General features: G+C 33.5%; 18 protein-coding genes. 4 read left to right on the top strand and 14 right to left on the bottom strand.

The annotated features are described in order from the left end of the window. Window positions 1-9 precede the first annotated feature (9 nt). From BUA82_RS04980 to BUA82_RS05000, 5 genes are all read right to left on the bottom strand, one after another. On the bottom strand, window positions 10-426 hold the full coding sequence (locus BUA82_RS04980; RefSeq protein ID WP_073005304.1) for a hypothetical protein: 417 nt from the start codon (window positions 424-426) through the stop codon (window positions 10-12). Window positions 427-515: 89 nt separating this feature from the next. Next, on the bottom strand, window positions 516-1,757 hold the full coding sequence (locus tag BUA82_RS04985; RefSeq protein ID WP_073005305.1) for an aminopeptidase P family protein: 1,242 nt from the start codon (window positions 1,755-1,757) through the stop codon (window positions 516-518). 87 nt (window positions 1,758-1,844) lie between these two features. Beyond that, window positions 1,845-2,282, bottom strand: a complete 438-nt coding sequence (locus tag BUA82_RS04990; protein WP_073005306.1) for an ACT domain-containing protein — start codon at window positions 2,280-2,282, stop codon at window positions 1,845-1,847. A gap of 109 nt (window positions 2,283-2,391) precedes the next feature. Continuing rightward, window positions 2,392-3,348: an L-threonine 3-dehydrogenase gene (locus BUA82_RS04995; RefSeq protein ID WP_073005307.1), complete on the bottom strand. Its 957-nt coding sequence runs from the start codon at window positions 3,346-3,348 to the stop codon at window positions 2,392-2,394. Window positions 3,349-3,436: 88 nt separating this feature from the next. Continuing rightward, window positions 3,437-4,630: a glycine C-acetyltransferase gene (locus BUA82_RS05000; protein ID WP_073005308.1), complete on the bottom strand. Its 1,194-nt coding sequence runs from the start codon at window positions 4,628-4,630 to the stop codon at window positions 3,437-3,439. Window positions 4,631-4,911: 281 nt separating this feature from the next. Between BUA82_RS05000 and BUA82_RS05005 the strand changes: the two genes are divergently transcribed. Next, complete coding sequence (locus BUA82_RS05005; RefSeq protein WP_073005309.1) at window positions 4,912-6,108, top strand: dicarboxylate/amino acid:cation symporter; 1,197 nt, start codon at window positions 4,912-4,914, stop codon at window positions 6,106-6,108. Between the two features lie 264 nt (window positions 6,109-6,372). On the opposite strand, the gene BUA82_RS05010 is transcribed toward BUA82_RS05005, so the two are convergent. The 3 genes from BUA82_RS05010 to BUA82_RS05020 all read right to left on the bottom strand — a co-directional run bounded on the left by BUA82_RS05010 (window position 6,373) and on the right by BUA82_RS05020 (window position 7,952). After that, window positions 6,373-6,576 carry a glycine zipper domain-containing protein gene (locus tag BUA82_RS05010; RefSeq protein ID WP_073005310.1) on the bottom strand — a complete coding sequence of 68 codons (204 nt, stop codon included), beginning with the start codon at window positions 6,574-6,576 and terminating at the stop codon, window positions 6,373-6,375. Window positions 6,577-6,834: 258 nt separating this feature from the next. Next, window positions 6,835-7,362, bottom strand: coding sequence for a spore maturation protein (locus BUA82_RS05015; RefSeq protein WP_073005311.1), 528 nt, complete (start codon window positions 7,360-7,362; stop codon window positions 6,835-6,837). Window positions 7,363-7,376: 14 nt separating this feature from the next. After that, window positions 7,377-7,952, bottom strand: a complete 576-nt coding sequence (locus BUA82_RS05020) for a nucleoside recognition domain-containing protein (RefSeq protein ID WP_073005313.1) — start codon at window positions 7,950-7,952, stop codon at window positions 7,377-7,379. A gap of 176 nt (window positions 7,953-8,128) precedes the next feature. Here BUA82_RS05020 and BUA82_RS05025 point away from each other — a divergent pair, with 176 nt between their 5' ends. After that, a complete protein-coding gene (locus tag BUA82_RS05025) occupies window positions 8,129-8,314 on the top strand; it encodes a hypothetical protein (RefSeq protein ID WP_073005315.1) in 186 nt (61 codons plus the stop codon). A 59-nt stretch (window positions 8,315-8,373) separates the two neighbouring features. Here BUA82_RS05025 and BUA82_RS05030 read toward each other — a convergent pair whose 3' ends face one another. From BUA82_RS05030 to BUA82_RS05045, 4 genes are all read right to left on the bottom strand, one after another. Further along, entirely contained in the window at window positions 8,374-10,698 is a 2,325-nt protein-coding gene (locus tag BUA82_RS05030) for an immune inhibitor A domain-containing protein (protein WP_083599794.1), read from the bottom strand. A 176-nt stretch (window positions 10,699-10,874) separates the two neighbouring features. Further along, the gene (locus BUA82_RS05035; protein WP_073005317.1) at window positions 10,875-12,218 is read right to left on the bottom strand and encodes a sodium-dependent transporter; all 1,344 of its coding nucleotides are present in this window, start codon (window positions 12,216-12,218) and stop codon (window positions 10,875-10,877) included. A 326-nt stretch (window positions 12,219-12,544) separates the two neighbouring features. Next, a complete protein-coding gene (locus tag BUA82_RS05040; protein WP_073005319.1) occupies window positions 12,545-13,885 on the bottom strand; it encodes an MATE family efflux transporter in 1,341 nt (446 codons plus the stop codon). After that, entirely contained in the window at window positions 13,878-14,318 is a 441-nt protein-coding gene (locus BUA82_RS05045; protein ID WP_073005323.1) for a MarR family winged helix-turn-helix transcriptional regulator, read from the bottom strand. Before BUA82_RS05045 ends, BUA82_RS05040 begins: the two co-directional genes overlap by 8 nt. Before the next feature lie 188 nt (window positions 14,319-14,506). On the opposite strand from BUA82_RS05045, the gene BUA82_RS05050 reads away from it, so the two are divergent. After that, window positions 14,507-15,667 (top strand): hypothetical protein, encoded by a 1,161-nt coding sequence (locus BUA82_RS05050; RefSeq protein WP_073005325.1) that lies wholly within the window; start codon window positions 14,507-14,509, stop codon window positions 15,665-15,667. A gap of 30 nt (window positions 15,668-15,697) precedes the next feature. On the opposite strand, the gene BUA82_RS05055 is transcribed toward BUA82_RS05050, so the two are convergent. Together BUA82_RS05055 and BUA82_RS05060 are read right to left on the bottom strand one after the other, a co-directional pair. Further along, window positions 15,698-16,408 (bottom strand): M48 family metallopeptidase, encoded by a 711-nt coding sequence (locus BUA82_RS05055; protein WP_073005327.1) that lies wholly within the window; start codon window positions 16,406-16,408, stop codon window positions 15,698-15,700. Between the two features lie 110 nt (window positions 16,409-16,518). Further along, window positions 16,519-17,517: a LacI family DNA-binding transcriptional regulator gene (locus tag BUA82_RS05060; protein ID WP_073005329.1), complete on the bottom strand. Its 999-nt coding sequence runs from the start codon at window positions 17,515-17,517 to the stop codon at window positions 16,519-16,521. 219 nt (window positions 17,518-17,736) lie between these two features. On the opposite strand from BUA82_RS05060, the gene BUA82_RS05065 reads away from it, so the two are divergent. Then, complete coding sequence (locus tag BUA82_RS05065) at window positions 17,737-18,756, top strand: LacI family DNA-binding transcriptional regulator (protein ID WP_073005331.1); 1,020 nt, start codon at window positions 17,737-17,739, stop codon at window positions 18,754-18,756. The last annotated feature ends 256 nt before the right edge of the window (window positions 18,757-19,012 follow it).

Here is a 19,012-nt window from a genome sequence, read left to right on the forward strand (position 1 = left end):
CTTTTAAAATTAACTCTTCATCTTAAATTCATATCCGCACTTTTTACAGGTTACTGTAATTTTACCTTTGCCTCTTGGGACTCTAAGCTTTTGCCCGCAACGCTGACATTTAAATATTTTAAAGTTCTTTTTCTCATTAAAATAATCCTTAACTTTGTTAGCTGAACCTTTAATACCACTGTGAAAGGAAGGTTTGCTTTTATTATAAGCATTTCCTGCTTTAAAGGTTCTATTAAGCCAATTTTGAAGTTTTAATGCTTCGTTACCCCTAGATACAAAGTCTTTAGATAAAGCTCTCCAAAGGGCAAACCCTATTAAAATTACGCCTATGGAAATGGTATATCTCCATAAAAGAAGAAGCATTCCTATCAATAACATCAGTGCAGAAAGCTTGTCAAAGCCATATCTCCCCTTAAACAAATTCATATTGCTCCCCCCTTAATTTTGAAGATAATATTCATGGCAGTATCCCTTTATAATCTTAAAATATACTATAAAGCATTCCTGCACTACATTTACTTTTTCATAAAAGCTTCTATATCTTCTACGGTTTTTATCATATCCTTAGTTAAATTAATACATCCATCTGCTGTTACTAAAACATCATCTTCTATTCTAACACCAATTTTCTCTTCTTCTATATATATACCTGGCTCTACAGTCCAAACCATTCCTGGTTGAAACTTAATGTCTCTATCACCCACATCGTGAGTATCTAATCCTAAGCTGTGACCTACGCTATGCCAGTAATATTTTATAACATCTTTCTTGTCTTCTATAAGTCCAAGATTGACGCATTCCTCTGCTACCCATTCTGTAGACTGATGATTTAGCTCTAAATAGCTTACTCCAGGCTTAATCGCTTCAATTACCTTTTCATTTACTCTCAAAACAGCATTATAAACTTCTTTCTGTCTTTCAGTAAATTTGCCATTGGCTGGGAAGGTCCTTGAAATATCTGCATTGTAATAGTTTAATTGAGCTCCCAAATCAAAGAGTATCAGATCATTATCTTGAATTTCACAGTTATTGTCTACATAGTGTAATATAGTGGCATTTACTCCAGAAGCAGCAATGGTCTTAAAGGCGTAGTCATTAACTCCTTTAGATTTACATACAAAGTCGAAGTAAGCTTCCAGCTCACATTCTTTCATGCCAGGTTTGGCATTTTTCATTAAATTTTCAACGCCTTCAATGGTAATTTCTATAGCCTTTTTAATTTCTTCCACTTCTTCTTCAGATTTAACCATTCTCAAAGCTGCAATCATGTTATAAGCATTTTTAACCTTTAATTGAGGATACTTATTCTTTAACTCTCTTGCATATTTTTCTGTATAGGTTTCTATACTGTTATAGCTGTCTTTTTCAAGATCCATGTACATCACATTAATATCCTTATTGAAGATATAGCTATGAATGGTAGAATTCAAAGAGTCTGAATAAGCTACATCCTTAATTCCGGAAAGTTCTTGCGCTTCTTCTTTTGTTATTGTTCTTCCTACCCATTTTTCAAGTTCAGGGTTAGGTGCTTTTATGAACAATTTCTCTTCATATTCGCCCTTCATTTTTGTCATAAAAAGAACCACATTCTCTTCATCTATACCTGTAAGATAATAAAAATTTCTATTAGGAGTAAACTTATATTGCTCGTCAGCAGATTTTTTCACTGCTCTGCCAGAAAATATCATTACTATAGAATTTTCTCCAATACGATTTAATAACTTTTTTCTGTTTTTATCAAAAACCTCTTTGTTCATACTTTCACCTCTATTTATTAACTAATTCTCTTTAAAATATTATATCACTGAAAGCTTTAATTATCCATAATCCAATGGTATCAGCAATTACTCCAAAGCAATAAGCTTGATTTTTAATACCAGACCTTCTTTGGATAAAATCTCCATAAGCTCTTTAATATCAATTCTTAAATTTGATATATCAAAGGTAATGGTAACATTAGCAGCATTATTTATAGGTACATCTTGGCTTATAGTAAGTATATTACCATCATTTGCTGCTATGGTATCTAAAACCCTGGAAAGGGCTCCAGCTTCATGGGAAATTAGCAATGCCAAAGTAGCTTTCTGGCTCTGCACACCTTCAGAAAGCGGAAAAACTTTATCCTTATACTTGTAATATGCACTTCTGCTTATACCAACAGTTTTTACACCTTCAGTAATATCCTTTACCTTTCCAGCATGAAGCATTTTTTTAACTTCCAATACTTTTTTTATTACATCTTGTAAAATGTCTCCATCAACTATATAAAATTTATCTTCCATAGCACTCTCATCCTTTAAGCATAATATGTCAATTTTTTAGGGTAAAAGTAAATGGTACCCTGAATTAATTATATACTCCAGGATACCATAATGGAAATAATGATATGAATTATTTTATCTGTAATTTTATTTTTAGTTTATCCAGCATATCTTTTGACATGGATGGAAGATCATATTTAGCATTAAAGCCCCATTCTTCTCTAGCTGCAGTGCAATCTATGGAATTTGGCCAAGAGTCTGCAATAGCTTGTCTTATTGGGTCTACATCATAGCTCATCTTAAACTCTGGAATATGCTTCTTTATTTCCTCTGCTATTTGAGATGGTTCAAAACTCATAGCAGTTATATTAAATGCGTTTCTATGCTTTAGTTTTGATGGGTCTGCTTCTAAAAGTGTCACTATAGCATTTAGTGCATCAGGCATATACATCATATCCATGTATGTACCTTCACCAATAAAAGAAGTATATTTTCCTTCTTGAAGGGCTTTATAGTAAATATCCACCGCGTAATCTGTAGTTCCGCCTCCTGGAGGGGCTACATAGGAAATAAGTCCTGGGAACCTAACTCCTCTTGTATCTACGCCAAATTTTTTGAAGTAGTAATCGCAAAGAAGCTCTCCAGATACCTTGGTTACTCCATACATAGTGCCTGGTCTCTGTATGGTATCTTGAGGTGTATTATCTTTAGGGGTATCACATCCAAAAGCGCCTATAGAGCTTGGTGTAAAGAACTTACAGTTAAGCTCTCTTGCTACTTCTAAGGCATTAAAAAGTCCTCCCATATTTATCTGCCAAGCTAACACAGGTTTTGCCTCTGCTACAGCAGAAAGTAAAGCTGCCAAGTGTATTATGGTATCTACATTATGTTTTTTAGCTACTTCTGCCATTTTATTTGCATCTAATACATCTAGAGCTTCAAAAGGTCCTCCATTTACTACTTCATTATTTTCTGGAACCTTAATATCTGTGGCAATAACATTGCTGTCGCCATAGATTTTTCTCATATGAGTTACTAATTCAGAACCTATTTGACCAAGTGAACCTGTAACAAGTATTTTTTTCATTTTAATCCCCCATTTATTAGGCATCCACAAAAAAATAACTAGTGAGTCTACTGGTATATTTGACTATTTATTTTTTTACAATGCCTTATTATTTTATAACATTAAGTTCTTTTCCCACTTTTTCATATATAGCTAATGCATTATCTAACATTTCCTTAGTATGAGCAGCTGTTGGCATATTTCTAACCCTTCCTGTGCCTAGAGGTACTGTAGGGAATACTATGGACTTAGCATAAACCCCTTCTTCTATAAGTCTCTTACTAAACTCTTGAGTAAGCTTTTCATCTCCAATAATACAAGGAGTTATAGGGGTCTCACTTTTACCTATATTGAAGCCAAGCTTTTTAAGTCCAGCTTTAAGATAATTTCCATTATCCCAAAGTCTGTCGTGAAGCTCTGTGCTTTCTGTCATTATTCTTAACGCTTCTATGCAGGCTCCTGCAGCGGATGGTGTTAAAGAAGTAGAGAATAAGAATGGTCTTGCTCTAACTTTTAACCAATCTATTAAATCCTGAGATCCTGCTACATATCCACCTACTACTCCAATGGCTTTTGATAGTGTACCTATTTGGAAGTCAATCTTATGGGATAGTCCAAAGTGCTTAACAGTTCCTGCTCCTTTTCCCATTACTCCTGAACCATGAGCATCATCTATATAGGTTATAAGATCAAGCTCTTCAGCTACTTTAACCATGCCCGGAAGGTCTACTACATCCCCATCCATGGAAAAAACTCCATCTGAAATAACCATTAATTTATTATATAAACCGCTTTCTCTAGCTGCTTTAGCTTTTTCTCTAAGATCATTCATATCATTGTGATTGTATCTAATTACCTTTGCTCCAGATAATCTACATCCATCTATAATGGAGGCATGATTAAGTTCATCAGATAATATGGCATCCTTTTTATTCATTACAGCTTGAATAGCTCCAGCATTACAATTAAAGCCTGATTGGAAAGCTATAGCTGCTTCAGTATGCTTAAATTCTGCTAATTTTCTTTCTAATTCATTATGGATTTCTAAAGTACCATTTATTGTTCTAACTGCTCCTGCGCCTACACCATACACTTCAGTGGCTTCGATGGAGGCTCTTTTCATTCTTTCATCACTAGCAAGTCCTAAATAGTTATTTGAAGAAAGGTTTATTAGGTCTTTTCCTTTAATTTTTATTATTGGTCCATTAGCACCTTGAAGCACATTTATCTCATTGTATAGCCCCTTGCTCTTAAGATCGTCTAAGTTTTCTTTTAAAAATTTTTCTAAAGCTTTACTTCCCATTACCTTCACTCCTTAAGTAGTTATATATGTAAAAACAAATTTGTATTTCTGTTTCTTATTATATTATACCAAACACTATAAAAGCTATCTACAGTTCAATATAATTAAAAAAAATCAAATTTTACTGTTTTTTGCCTTGTAGCTTAAAACGATTACATAATGGTGCTATTATCTCTCTTTTTCATAATTTTAAATATTCAGAATATAATTGCATAGATTTACGTTTCTATGATACTATCATACTGTGATATAATATAAAACTTTTAGGGGGTTGTGTTTTTATGAAAAAAATCGGTCTTATACCTAAGTTAATCGCTGCTATTATCATAGGTATATTGCTAGGTGCTTTTGCTCCTACATTTGTTGTACAAGTTTTAGCCACCTTTAACCACATCTTTGGAAACTTCTTAGGCTTTGCAATTCCACTGATCATCTTAGGTTTTGTGGTATCAGGAATTGCAGATTTAGGTGCCGGTGCAGGAAAAATGCTGGGGATAACCACAGTAATAGCTTATGCTTCCACTTTAATAGCTGGGCTATTTGCATATATTGTATCTTATAACTTCTTCCCTGCCTTTATTACTAAAACCAGCGAATTAACTAATGCAGTAAACCCTGAAGAAAAGCTACTAGCTTCATTATTTAAACTAGAAATGCCTCCACTTATGCCTGTAATGACAGCACTTATTCTTGCATTTTTATTAGGTCTTGGCATAGCATCCCTTAAAGGGAAAAGTGAAGTTCTTTATACCGCTTCAGTAGAATTTCAAAAGATAATGGAAAAAACTATTTCTAATGTTATTGTTCCACTATTACCTTTTCATATAATGGGTATATTTGCCAACATGACTCATGCTGGGGAAGTTGGTAGAGTTCTTTCTGTATTCTGGAAGGTTTTCTTAATAGTAATAGCCATGCATTTAATAATAATATTCTTCCAATTCCTAGTGGCATGCACCATAGGTAAAAAGAATCTATTTCAATGCTTAAAAAACCAAATCCCTGGATATCTTACTGCTATAGGGACTCAATCCTCAGCAGCTACCATACCTGTAAATCTTCAGTGTGCAGAGAAGAATGGTGTGAGCAAAGGCATAAGAGAATTCGTAGTGCCACTATGTGCTACTATACACCTTTCAGGAAGTACCATAACCTTAACTGCTTGTGCTATAGCAGTTATGATGCTTAACAATATTCCTTTTACCTTACCTCAAATGATGGGCTTCATAGCTATGCTTGGTGTAACCATGGTAGCAGCCCCTGGTGTACCTGGTGGTGCAGTTATGGCAGCTCTAGGAATACTTCAAACCATGCTTGGATTTACTGAAGCTCAGCTTGCACTAATGATCGCTTTATACATCACCCAAGATAGCTTTGGAACAGCATGTAACGTATCCGGCGATAATGCCATAGCCATTATAGTAGACGCTATACAAGGTAAAAACAAGGCTGAAACTAAAGAAGCAGCAGTAGAGTAAATGAATAGTTAATTAGACATAGTATAACTTTACTTAATTAAAAATAATGTAAATAAATTATATACTTAATAACAATAAAAAAGCATGGATTGAAGTATTAACCACAATCCATGCTTTTTTATCCGATAGCTAACCGCCCCTAATACCCCCACTTCTTTAAGTGCTGGGAAAAGGGCGCTAAGCTCCTGGATAAGTTCTTCTAAGCTTCAGCTGGAGTAGGTATTCCTTTTTAGCAAACTCCATCTGAAACTAAGAATCACTTGATCATATTATCTCTGACTTTTTCTTCATGTAACCAATCATCCTTTTCCCTTCAGCAACAAGGATGCCCATAACCGCTCCCATGGTCATTCCCAAAGCAGGATGGGAAAATAATGCTCCTATTGCTATTCCTGTGGCAGAACCAAAACATATACCCTTTGCTATTAATGTAAATTCTTCATCTTGTACCTTCTTTTTGCTGTCCATAATTAACCCACTCCCCTTTCCAAGAATCTCTTTTTTACTTTAAATTACATTATATTATTTTCTTTAATTATCCTTTAACTATTAGACGAAACAAAACACAGATTAGTTTCAATTTTTAAAAATAATTATTTAAATTTAAATTTTAATTCTTACTAATATTATTATCCTATATAAATCTAAAGATATTATTAAGAATTCCTTATATAAACATTAAATTTTTACTAAGAAAGTATAAGAGAAGGGTTTAGGAGAGGTTAGCTATCGGATGAAAAACAACCTAACTATGGTAATGGAAGCCAGTATGGCTGTAAAATCTGCCAACAAGGCAGCCCAAAGGGTATGTCTTATCTTTTTTATGCCTACTGAACCATAATATACAGTTAGTGTATAAAATATGGTTTCTGTAGTGCCCATTATTATAGAAGCTATAAGTCCTATGATGCTATCAGGTCCATATTCCTTTAATATTTCAGTAAATACTCCTAGCGCTCCACTGCCAGAAAGTGGCTTTATAATTACCAAGGGCAAAAGTTCTGAAGGAAGCCCTATAAGTTTTGTTATAGGAGAAACACCTTTAGTGAATATATTTAAAGCTCCTGACTCTCTAAATACTTTTACAGCTATAAGCATAGCAAGAAGATATGGAAATATCCTAAAGCAAACTCCTAATCCCTCTTTGGCTCCTTCCACAAACCATTCATATACCTTTTTTCCCTTTATCATGCCGTACACAACAATAATTAATATTATTATGGGTATAATGGATTTTAATATATATGAAAACATTTTTTATATCTCCCTTAAAAGTATTTTTCTAATATTTTGGTAAATAAAATACCTACAAAAGCCGCGCATCCAGTGGCTATAATAGCCGGCACTAGTATTATTCCAGGATTTTCAGAACCACAGGCTGCTCTTATAGAAATCACTGTACTAGGAACCAACTGAAGGCAAGCAGCATTCATCACCAAAAAAAGCACCATATCATTAGAAGCCCTCTCTTTATGAGGGTTTTGCTTTTGCAATTCCTCCATTGCCTTTATACCAAAAGGCGTAGCTGCATTAGAAAGTCCAAACATATTTGCTGTTAGATTCATAATTACGGCTCCTAAAGCATGTTCGCTTTTAGAAGCATCCTTATAAAGCAATTTTAAAAAAGGTTTTAAAAGCCAGGCAATTTTTTCCGTAAGCCCGCTTTTTTCTGCTATCTTCATAACTCCGCACCATAAGCACATGAGACCAGCAAGTCCTATGATCAATTCCACAGTGGAACCTGCAGAATCTATAATAGATTTTGATATAGCTTCTCCATTACCGGAAAGCAGCCCCACAATTCCTCCAATAGCTAGCATTATAAACCATATATAATTTATCATTTTCTTTTCCTCCGTGGCAGTTTTTCCTTATAATATATGAAAGAGAAGGTCATATAATTCTACATGGTTCTTATTAGGTGGTAAAATAATAAGTATGGCTTATGTCTATTGCATTACATTTTTCACCGTGTTAACATATAAGAGTAATTTAAACAGCGATAAAAAGGAGAGCTCTTATGAAAGAAGATATGATGAAACTAGCTCAGCAAGAGATTGAAGAAGCTTTAGAGGCCGTAGAAACTTTGGAAAATAATATTGATAAAGAAGACTTTTCAAAAGATGAACTAAAAAAGAAATTTATAAAGCTTAACGAAAAGGTTAATGAAATCGAATCACTTTTAAAGTCTGAAGGCATAATATAAGACCACCTGGAGATATGTACACATCTATATCTCCAGATGGTCTTTTAATTTGGTAACATTTACTTCTTTATGGTTATAGAAGCAGCAGTATTGTCTCTTGATTGCTGGGTTATTTGAATTTTAAGACCTAACTTTGGAATGTTACGTCCAAGGCTTGGGATCTCAGCATTTCCATAATCTCTGCTATCATCGAAATTAGGTTCATTAAATCTATTGGTATCTGATGCTGTTCTTCCATATTCAGCGCTTAGGTCAATAAGCATTTCAGATTCCTTCATCTTACTAAAGGCTGCATCTCTCATTTGATATTTTCCGCTAGCTGCCATAGGTGCCTTAGTAGGGTCGTTCCATTTCCATAATATATTATTTTGGTCTGCATCTACTATTCCTAGGTAACCATCTCCTGGATGTAACCCTGTCCAGTTATCATTATAGTAATCATCTACATACCAGATTACCATTCCTGGCTCATAGGATATTAATTGTCCTAAAGTAGAAACATTAGCAAGACCCTTGTCCACACCGTGATGATTTCTCCATTCTACTAAATAATAATGTGGGGCATATACTACTCCTGTATCGGCTTTAAAGCCATTAAAAGCAAATTTAGGAGTGTTTTCAGCATTATCGAAGAACACTTCTTTATCTCCAGATGAGACTTTAATATCATCTACATATAGTCCAGAGCCAAAGCTGTAGCTATCTGTGGCATATTCAAATTTTAATTCTATCTTCTTACCTGTGAAAGCACTTAAATCGAAACTTGCATCCACCCATCCCTGTGAAGTTCCAGTAATACCATGAGGAACTTGAACTATAGCCTCTGGGTCTCTTTCACTGGTAGTAATGTTTCCTTTTAAATAAGTCCATTCATTATTTCCTTCAGATCTTACCTGTATGGAGGCAAAGTCCCAACCTTCTTCTATATCATACCAAGTCTTGAAACTTAGAGTGGCTGAATTGTAATTAGCAAGATCAATATTGGTAGTCATAGATGTTAAAATTGGTGTACCATCTTTTCCCTTTCCACCCCAATAAGCGTATTTACCGCTAAAAGGTTTTGTTATAGAATTTCCTTTATCAGGAAGACTTATTCTAACAACTTGTCCCTCTTCACTAGCTTGTCTTAAATCTATCCTAGCACCAGCTTTTGTAAGACTGTTATAATCCACTATTACTGATTTTTGCCAGTTACCACCATATACACCTTGGAAAAATTGTCTTGCAAAAGGACTAAAGCCTGTAGGCTCAGTTCCAGGTATTTTTCCTGCCCAGCTTCCAGAAGACATTATGGACCAATTAGAGATAGGCTCACCTGAAGCGCTGGTATAATCTGTATCATATTCATCAGGAAGTCCAAGATCATGTCCAAATTCGTGAGCAAACACCCCTGCCGCTCCATCTTCAGGTTCTATAGTATAATCATAAGCCATAAAATCAGTTCCAGGTATCTTGTAAAGGCCACCTAAATTCCATCTATGAGACCATATAGCATCAGAACCTAAACTTCCACCGCCAGCTTCTTGTCCTACACCTGCATGTATGATCATTAAGTGATCTATTATTCCATCTGGCTCATCATAGTTGCCATCACCATCTAAATCATATCTATCTTCTTTATCAAAGTCTGCTAAATTAATGTTTGGATCTTTAGCTGCTAATTGAAGGGTATGATCCACTAAATTTCTTGGTCTTGTATCATGGGATGACCCTACTTCTTCACCGTAATATTTTGCTGTGTTAGGAGCTGTATACCACCCTGCAATCTTTCCTTGTATAATTAGACTTCCACCAGATTGTTGCTCATAGTATTGCTTCATGGATATAAGATTTTCTCCCCCAGGTCCTTTGTAACCCTTTTCTCCAAATATCATATTTTCATAATGCTCTTTTGTATAATCTTTATAATACATGTCACTTTCCCCTGGTTGTATGCTATTATGCTTATAGTCTTTATAATCTACTAAAAGCACTAACACATTAACTTTCTTAGGATTAGTGTCTGGAGTACTTTTATCAAAAAGGTATTTTTGAACCTTTTGATTTTGTTTTCCCTTTAAATTCTTTTCCATTTTTGATAATGGTATTTTCTTATTTGATTGAGATGCTGTTTTCATGTAATTCATATAAATTTCTCTAGCTTTCTCATAGGAAGCGTCCTTAGGTATTTTGCCTTCTTTTTTAAGCATTTCTATAACCTTTTCCTCATTAGCTATACTTATGTCTACTGGTGAACTTATTATGCTTTCATCCATATAGGTGTATTCAACTTGTCCATCATCTGCAATGCTATTATATCCTCTAGCAAGAACCTTCTGTCCATATCCCACTCCGGCACACATAGTTAATGCCACTACCAGAGCTGTTAGTTTCTTTGATCTCATTACTACATCACCTCTCTTATATTTATAACCATTATATGGATTATTATAAACTTATATAAATTTATCCACAAGAAAATTCTTCCTCTATAAAACAACAATAATGTATAAAATTTACTTCTCTTTTCTTTATAAAAATCAAGACTCTAATTCTAGAGTCTTGATCTTTAGGGAGGATTCTATTTAATTATACCTGTTGAAAACAACAGTATAAGAAAAATAGCAATAGGCGCTAGAATTTTTATAACAAATGTAAATAACTTCTTTAAGTTAAACTTAATAGCTCCTTCATTGGTTATTTCCACCATGGCATTATTTATTCCCCAAACATATCCTACAAATAATGTTACAAATATTCCTCCTAAGGGTAAGAATATATTAGAAGCTAGGAAATCTAAGGCATCAAATATATTTTTTCCAAATATAGTAACCTCCGCCCAAGGTCCAAAGGATAAGCTGCTGGGAATAGATAAAAGGAAAGTTCCAAAAGCTATAATTATAGTTGCAACCTTTCTATTTATCTTAAATTTCTCCGTAATAAAAGCTACGGATACCTCCAATAGCGAAATAGTGGAAGTTATTGCTGCTATAGCCACCAAAGTAAAGAATAAGGTAGCAAAGAAGCTTCCAAAGGGCATGGAGTGAAAAACTGTAGGAAGTGTAATAAATATAAGTGCTGGACCTGAATTAGGTTCTAAGCCATAGGCAAATACTGCAGGAAATATTACAATTCCTGATAAAATAGCTACTAATGTATCAGTAATTGCCACCTGTGCAGAAAGAGAAATAAGATTTTCATCTTTTTTAATATAACTTCCGTAAGTAATTATAATTCCCATACCTAAACTTAGTGAATAGAAAGCTTGTCCTAAAGCTTCTAACACTGATGTACCTGTAAGCTTTGAAAAATCTGGTTTAAATAAAAATTCTAACCCTTGTGAGCTTCCTTTTAATGTTACAGAACGAATCATAAGTACTACTAATATTACAAATAGAGCTGGCATTAATATTTTACTGTACTTTTCAAGCCCGGATTGAACTCCTGCAATAACGATAGCAGCGGTAATAACTATCACCAAAAAAGTCCAAAACATAGGTGTATATACCCCTGAGGTTACTTGAGTAAAATAATTACCCAGCTCTCCAGTGCTTATATTAACCACCTTACCTGTGGCAGAACCTACAACATAAGATAATACCCATCCTGCTATTATGGAATAAAAAGAAAGTATTATAAATGGTGTTATAACTGCTAATATACCTGCAAGATACCAAGGCCCCTTCCCCTGAAGTTTCTTGTAAGCATCTACAGCATTGGCCTGAGTCTTTCGCCCCAAAGAAAACTCAGCTATCATTACTGGAATTCCCATAAGTGCAACACATGCTATGTAAAGTAGCAAAAATGCTCCGCCACCATTTTTACCTGTCACATAGGGAAACTTCCAAATATTTCCCAGTCCTACAGCAGATCCCGCCGCTGCAGCTAATACCCCAAACTTAGAACCGAAATTATCTCTTTTCATATTTTAAGCCCCCTTTTAGTAAATATTAAAATGTCTCTTCACCAACAAAAATAAGAAATAGCCCCTTTTTTAAATACAAAACCCCATTTTTTCTAATAAAAACACCCCTAGGAATATATAACTTTCTTAGGGGTGTCTTTTCTTCACTCCATGATAGCTTATTTATAATATTGTTTATAATTTTATAAGCTTCATGGATTTTTGTCAATGAATTATCAATATTTTTGACTATTTAATAATGAAAACGATAATCTATTATTATTCAATTAAAATATGTTCCACTTCTAAGTTCTAAATTATTAAATCGCGAATCAAAGATTTACCATTTATTTATTTATTTTCTTTATATCATTAAAAAACAGTATTGCTGTTATTAATGCAGAAGTAAAATCGGATATTGGTCCTGCTAGCCAAATACCATTTAGTCCATATATCTTAGGTAATATTAGAAGTAAAGGAATTAATAGTATTACCTGTCTTAACATGCTTAAAAACATGGATACTTTTGCTTTTCCAATAGATTGAAAGTAATTAGAGCTTATAATTTGAAATCCTATTACAGGAAGCATGGACAAATATATTCTTATACCATTTACTCCTACTTCTAATATTTCAGCATCTCTATTAAATAGCCCTATGGCTTGAGCCGGGAATATTTCTATAACCAAGAAGCCTATTATCACAAACACTGTGGCTGCCACAATAGCATATTTTACAGTTTCCTTTACCCTATGATACTTTTTAGCTCCATAGTTAAAACCTATAATCGGCTGACTGCCTTGGTTTATTCCAAATATAGGCATAAGGAATATCATGCTTATACTCATTATTATAGTCATAGCCCCAACAGCATAATCATTACCATAGCTGGTGAGGGATTTGTTCATTATTATCTGAACCACGCTGGCTGCAATCTGCATACTAAAGGGAGATACTCCTATAGTAAAAATACTTAGAATAAGCTTTTTGTTAAGTTTAAAGTTTTCTTTCTTAAGCTTAAGCATACTATCTGGTCCTGTGAAGTATCTTAATATCCATATGGTAGTTGCTACCTGAGATATTACAGTGGCAATGGCTGCTCCTTTAACCCCCATATTAAAAACAAATATAAATATAGGATCCAGTATGGTGTTTAGTATAGCTCCAATAAGCATAGTCATCATGGCCATTTTAGGGTTACCATCTGCCCTTATAGAATGGTTTAGACCAAAGCTCACCATACTAAATATTGTTCCATAAAATATTACTGTCATATACTCTTTAGCATAAACTAAAGTATTAGGGCTTGCACCAAAAGAACTTAATATCTTATCTTGAAAGATAATTCCTAATATTGAAAGAGTAATACTTATAATTACAAGAAGTACAAAAGCATTACCTAAAATCTTTTCAGCTTCCTCCTTCTTATGTTGTCCAAGCCTTATGGATATGGTTGCTGAGGTTCCTATACCCACCAACATTCCAAAGGCCATAATTATAGTAGTAATAGGAAGTGTCATCCCTACACCTGTAATGGCAAGTTTACCTATATCCTTTATATTTCCTATATAAATTCTATCTACTATGTTATAAAGTGCGTTAACCAACATTCCTACAATGGCTGGCATGGAAAACTGAAATAATAAACTACTTATCTTTTCTTCTCCCAATCTGTTATGTCTATCCATGAAAATCCTCCTGTATATTTAATAAAATTAGCTTTTTTAATAATGTTTTTAATGTTTGTATTTCTTCTGGTTTTAATTCATTGATTAAATTATCATTCCAGCCCCGTAGTATAGAAAAAAACTCTTCTTTAATAGACATGCCCTTAGGAGTTATAAAAACCCTATAGGCTCTTCTATCTTTTTCATCTTGTACACGGCTAATATAGCCTTCATCCTCAAGTTTTTTTAATGCCTTGGCAGTGGTGCCTTTATCTATACTGAGATAATTACTTAACTCCTCTTGATTTATCCCCTCATGATTATAAAGAAAAGCTAAAAACATATACTGCCCGCTGCCTATATTTAACTTTTTAAACTCCCTGGCAAAATAAGTTCCAGACAGTCTATAAAGTATAGATATATATTTACCAATGGAATCGCAGCTATCATTCAAATATATCAACCCTCTTCTTAATTAGTTGCACTTGCAACAATTATTATAATATAATTTTTTTAACTGTGCAAGCATATATATTTCAAAAATATTCCTTATCTTTATACACTATATATCTAATATTTCTCAATTATAGTAAAATATAACCATAGATATGGTCGCTTACTTTAAAGTAAAGGGGTAGTGAAATGAAATATAAAAAATATAGTGTATTTATTGTATGTGCAATAGCTATATTGCTTTCTGTACTTTCTATAATGAATTATTATAATAAAAATGTTCCTAAAACTTCTAAAAATAACGCCCTAGAGTCAAAGGAACAAGTTAATAATTCTAGTGCTTCTAATACTAATAAAGAAGAAGCCCCTATTCAAACCATTGCCTCCATTATAGAAGAATCTCCTGAAGATAATTTACAAAATCAGTTTGGTAATGTCTCTGGAAATCTAGCTCAAGGTGGATTTTTGGCAGGCGATGATAATTTTATATACTTATTTTTAGCTATTAATAATGAACTTGGATTTTATAGAGCTAGGCCCAACCTAACTACAATCTTTAATAAAATTGGTAACTTTTCATTATCCAGTTTAAATTTACTTAACAACAATTTATATTATGTTAAAAGCCAACGTGTAATGGTTTCACATAAGACTGGAAAGGAAGAAAACATCCTATATCCTTTCCCAGCTAACTTTCTGTTTGTATATAATTCAAGATTGTACCTGCAAACTTTAAATGGTAATAAGCTGATTTCTTTAAATGACCAGGGTAAAGACGAAGAGGTTATAATGCAATTAGATGAAAGTTCATTTACTACCTTTCTATACGCTAAGGGCGATAATTTGTATTTTGCTAATAGAGAGTTTAAGGAAGGAAAGGATTACTCAGTTTTATACTCCTATAATATAAAATCGAAAAAAATCACTAAATTGCACTCCGATTTAGATGATTTCATGCGTTTAATGCAAATGGATGGAGACTATATATATTTTCTTAAGAGTAATACTCCTCAAGAAGATCCAAGAAAAAGTATTAAAATATTAAGATTAAATGTGGAAAGTAACAAATTGGAAACTGTTATAGAAAAGCTTCCTCTACAATTTACCAGTTTTGTAGTAAAGGACGGCATACTGTATTACACAACTTATTCCGAGGTATATAAATGCTTCATTAATGAAAATAGAACTGTACCCCTCTATAAAAACAAAGACATCAAAGATCTTTATTTTAGTTCTATTTATACCCTTAAAGACCGATTATACATCATATCTAGCCTAAATTTTTCATCTGAAAACCTATACCTATTTACTATGAAAACCAACGGCTCCGAGGTAGTTATAGTTGAATAGCTAGAAGGTGCCAGTCACGTGACTGGCACCTTAAAACTTCCAATAAATTTTAACCTCATGACTCAAGCTCTTTAATTTTTCTTCTCTTACTTTATAATCAGGCATGTACTTTTCTACATGGTCCCAAAAGTCTTTAGAATGATTCATGTGAACTAAATGGCTTAGCTCGTGCACCACTATATAATCTATAACCTCTAAAGGCATTAGCATTAGCTTTATGTTGTAATTTAAGTTGCCTTTGCTGGAGCAGCTTCCCCATCTGCTCTTTACATTCTTTATGGAAATATTATTATATTTAAGTCCTAGCTTTTGTGCATGGTATAAAGTTCTTTCTGACAAAATTATATAGGCTGAATTTAAATACCAGGTTTTAATGGCTGTTTTAAGTTCCTTAATCCTGTTATCTTCATTAAATTGGAGGATTCCGTTTAACCTTACATATAAGGTGTTTTCACTAAATTCCACTGAGGACTTTTTTAAGGAAGAGTATCTTAACACCACAGGATAAGTCTGTCCTAGGAACATTATATTATCAATATTGTTTCTATCACCCATATATTTTCTTAGCTCAAGTATCTCTAAGTAATTCTTTTCTATCCACTGATTTTTTTCTTCTAGTAATTTCTCTATATAGATTTTATTGCACCTATATGGGGCTAACACCACAATACCTTCTTCAGGACTTATTCTTATTCCTAGAGTTTTCCTAGAACTATATTTTATTTTATAGTCGTATTTCATATATACACACTGCCTTATAGATATTTGTAATATCATAAAATATAAAAACAGCCTGCAGATCACTGCAAGCCGTAAATTATTAACTTATAAGTATAGTATCCTTGTAAAACTTATTTGCAAGAATCACGCTCTATGATTTCGTGGTCTAAAACATAATGCCCTTGCTCTATGGTCTTTTGATTTATAAGCTTTATAAGCATTCTCATAGCGATGGAACCCATATCATACATAGGCTGAGCCACTGTAGTTAAGTTTGGATAATACACTCTAGCTGAGTATATATTATTAAATCCTATAACATCAACATCCTGTGGTACTGACAGCTGATTTTCTCTAAGTGCATTTATAGCACCCATAGCTATTTCATCAGAAGCGCATACTACAGCATCTATGGAACTAGCTTTTTTAAGTATTTGAGCAATACCTTTATAACCTGTTTCAGTTCTTAGATCTCCAAAGAACACCATATCCTTATTTATTTCGATATTGTGTTCTTTCATAGCTTTTTCAAAACCTTTGTATCTATGGCCCCAGGCATTACCAGCATCTTTAGCCACACCTATATAAGCTATGTCTTTATTTCCCTTATTAATTATGTAATTTGCAGAATCATAACCAGCCTTTACATTATCGATGGTTACACTTGGGAAAGTGCCCTCTTCATCACTGGACTCTACTAACACTGTCTTTAAATCCAGTTCTCTTATAAGCTCAGTAATATCTGGTTTTAGAGATGAACTCATATAAAGAACACCATCTACCATCTTTTCTTTAAGTACTCTCAAGTATTCTTTTTCCTTTTCTGCATCTAAATCTGAATTACAGAGGATAACGTTATAATCATATATATTAGAAACGTCTTCAGCTCCTCTAACTATTTCAGGATAAAACTGACTTGATATATCCGGAATTAAGATCCCTATAGTTTTTGTCCTTTGAGTCTTAAGGCTTCTAGCAACTATATTAGGTCTATAACCTAATTTTTGTATTGCTTCTTGAACCTTCTTTTTAGTTTCTTCATTTACTACATCTATATCGTTTAATACTCTAGAAACCGTTGCTATGGAAACACCTGCTTCTTTTGCAACGTCTTTAATTGAAGCCGCCATTTTATCAACTCCTACCTATTCTAATATTTCATTGTTAATAATTATACTAAAAATCATCCTAACATTACAAGTAAACTATAACATTATACAATATTTTATACAATTATTTCTATGAAATTCTAAATTTTTAAATAAGTGATAACTTATATAGTATTACTTATTATTATATGCTATAATCCCATATTATAAAACACCGTAATGCGCGGTAGAGGTGATAATATGACCGTAACCATAAGAGATATTGCAAAAGAAGCAAAGGTTTCCCCTTCCACGGTTTCTAGAGTAGTAAATGACAGTCCTTTAATTTCTCAAGAAACTAAAGAAAAGGTACGTGCCATAATGAAGGACTTAAACTATACTCCTAACAGTATAGGTAAGCAACTAGCTAAACAAAGCAGCTTCAATATAGGCTTTTTGTTCAGTACTCAAAGCAAAGAAGTACTCTTGGACACTTTTTTCTATGATATTATTCGCGGGGTTCAAAGCGTGGTTTTTGCTAATGATTATGATCTCACTATATGTGATCTTAACTATTTGAAATCAAAGCAAAGCTTTCTTGAAAGATTCGTTTATAACAAAAAGGTAGATGGAGTAATACTCCATGTTTCTTTAGTAAACCCTGAAGTTATTAATTCCTTAGAAGAGCTAGGTTTTCCTTATGTTATAGTAGGGCAGACAGAAGAGGATACCACTTGGGTAGACATAGACAACTCCATAGGAGGAGAATTAGCAGTAACTCACCTGTTGGACAAAGGATATAAAAAAATATCCTTTATTTCTGGTACTCAAGATGAATCTATTTCTAATCATAGGCTTGAAGGCTATAAGAGAACATTAAAAAATAAACACATTAATCTTAATAAAGATTATATTGTAGTAGGTGAAGGTACAGAAGAGGATGGATACAATCATATGCAAGAGCTTTTAGCACTAGAAAATCCTCCAGATGCTGTAATATGCATTAACAACTATACTGCCATAGGAGCCCTAAGAGCCCTACAAGAAAAATCTCTAAGTATACCTCAGGATATAGGAGTATTGACCTTCGACAACTTCCCACTGGCTCCCTATGTAAACCCTCCACTCACCTGTGTTGAGGTGGATACCTTCGAACTTGGACACGTCGCCAGTGAACTCCTAATGAAAAAAGTCACAAGCAATTTTCAAGAAAATGAGCAAAAGCTGCTACTACCAAAACTTATCCAAAGGAAATCAACGGAAAAGCAATTGAGCATTTAAAATGAAGGAGGAAACTCTTAGCAGAGTTTCTTTGAATTTATGCAAACCCAAAAGCTCCAGAAGGAGCTTTTGGGTTTGGAATGTGAAGAGAAATTCGTATACTTTAAAATATATTTTTATACCTTCAAAAGGAAGCTTCAGAAGAAGCTTCCTTTTTCAATATAAATTATAAGTTTTTCTGGTGCTTTTTCAGAAAAACTATCCTTCATTCTACATTCTTAATTCTAAATTCTCAATTAAATTAAACCCCCTGCTA

It is taken from the genome of Clostridium amylolyticum, from assembly GCF_900142075.1.
GTDB classification, from domain to species: domain Bacteria; phylum Bacillota; class Clostridia; order Clostridiales; family Clostridiaceae; genus Clostridium_AA; species Clostridium_AA amylolyticum.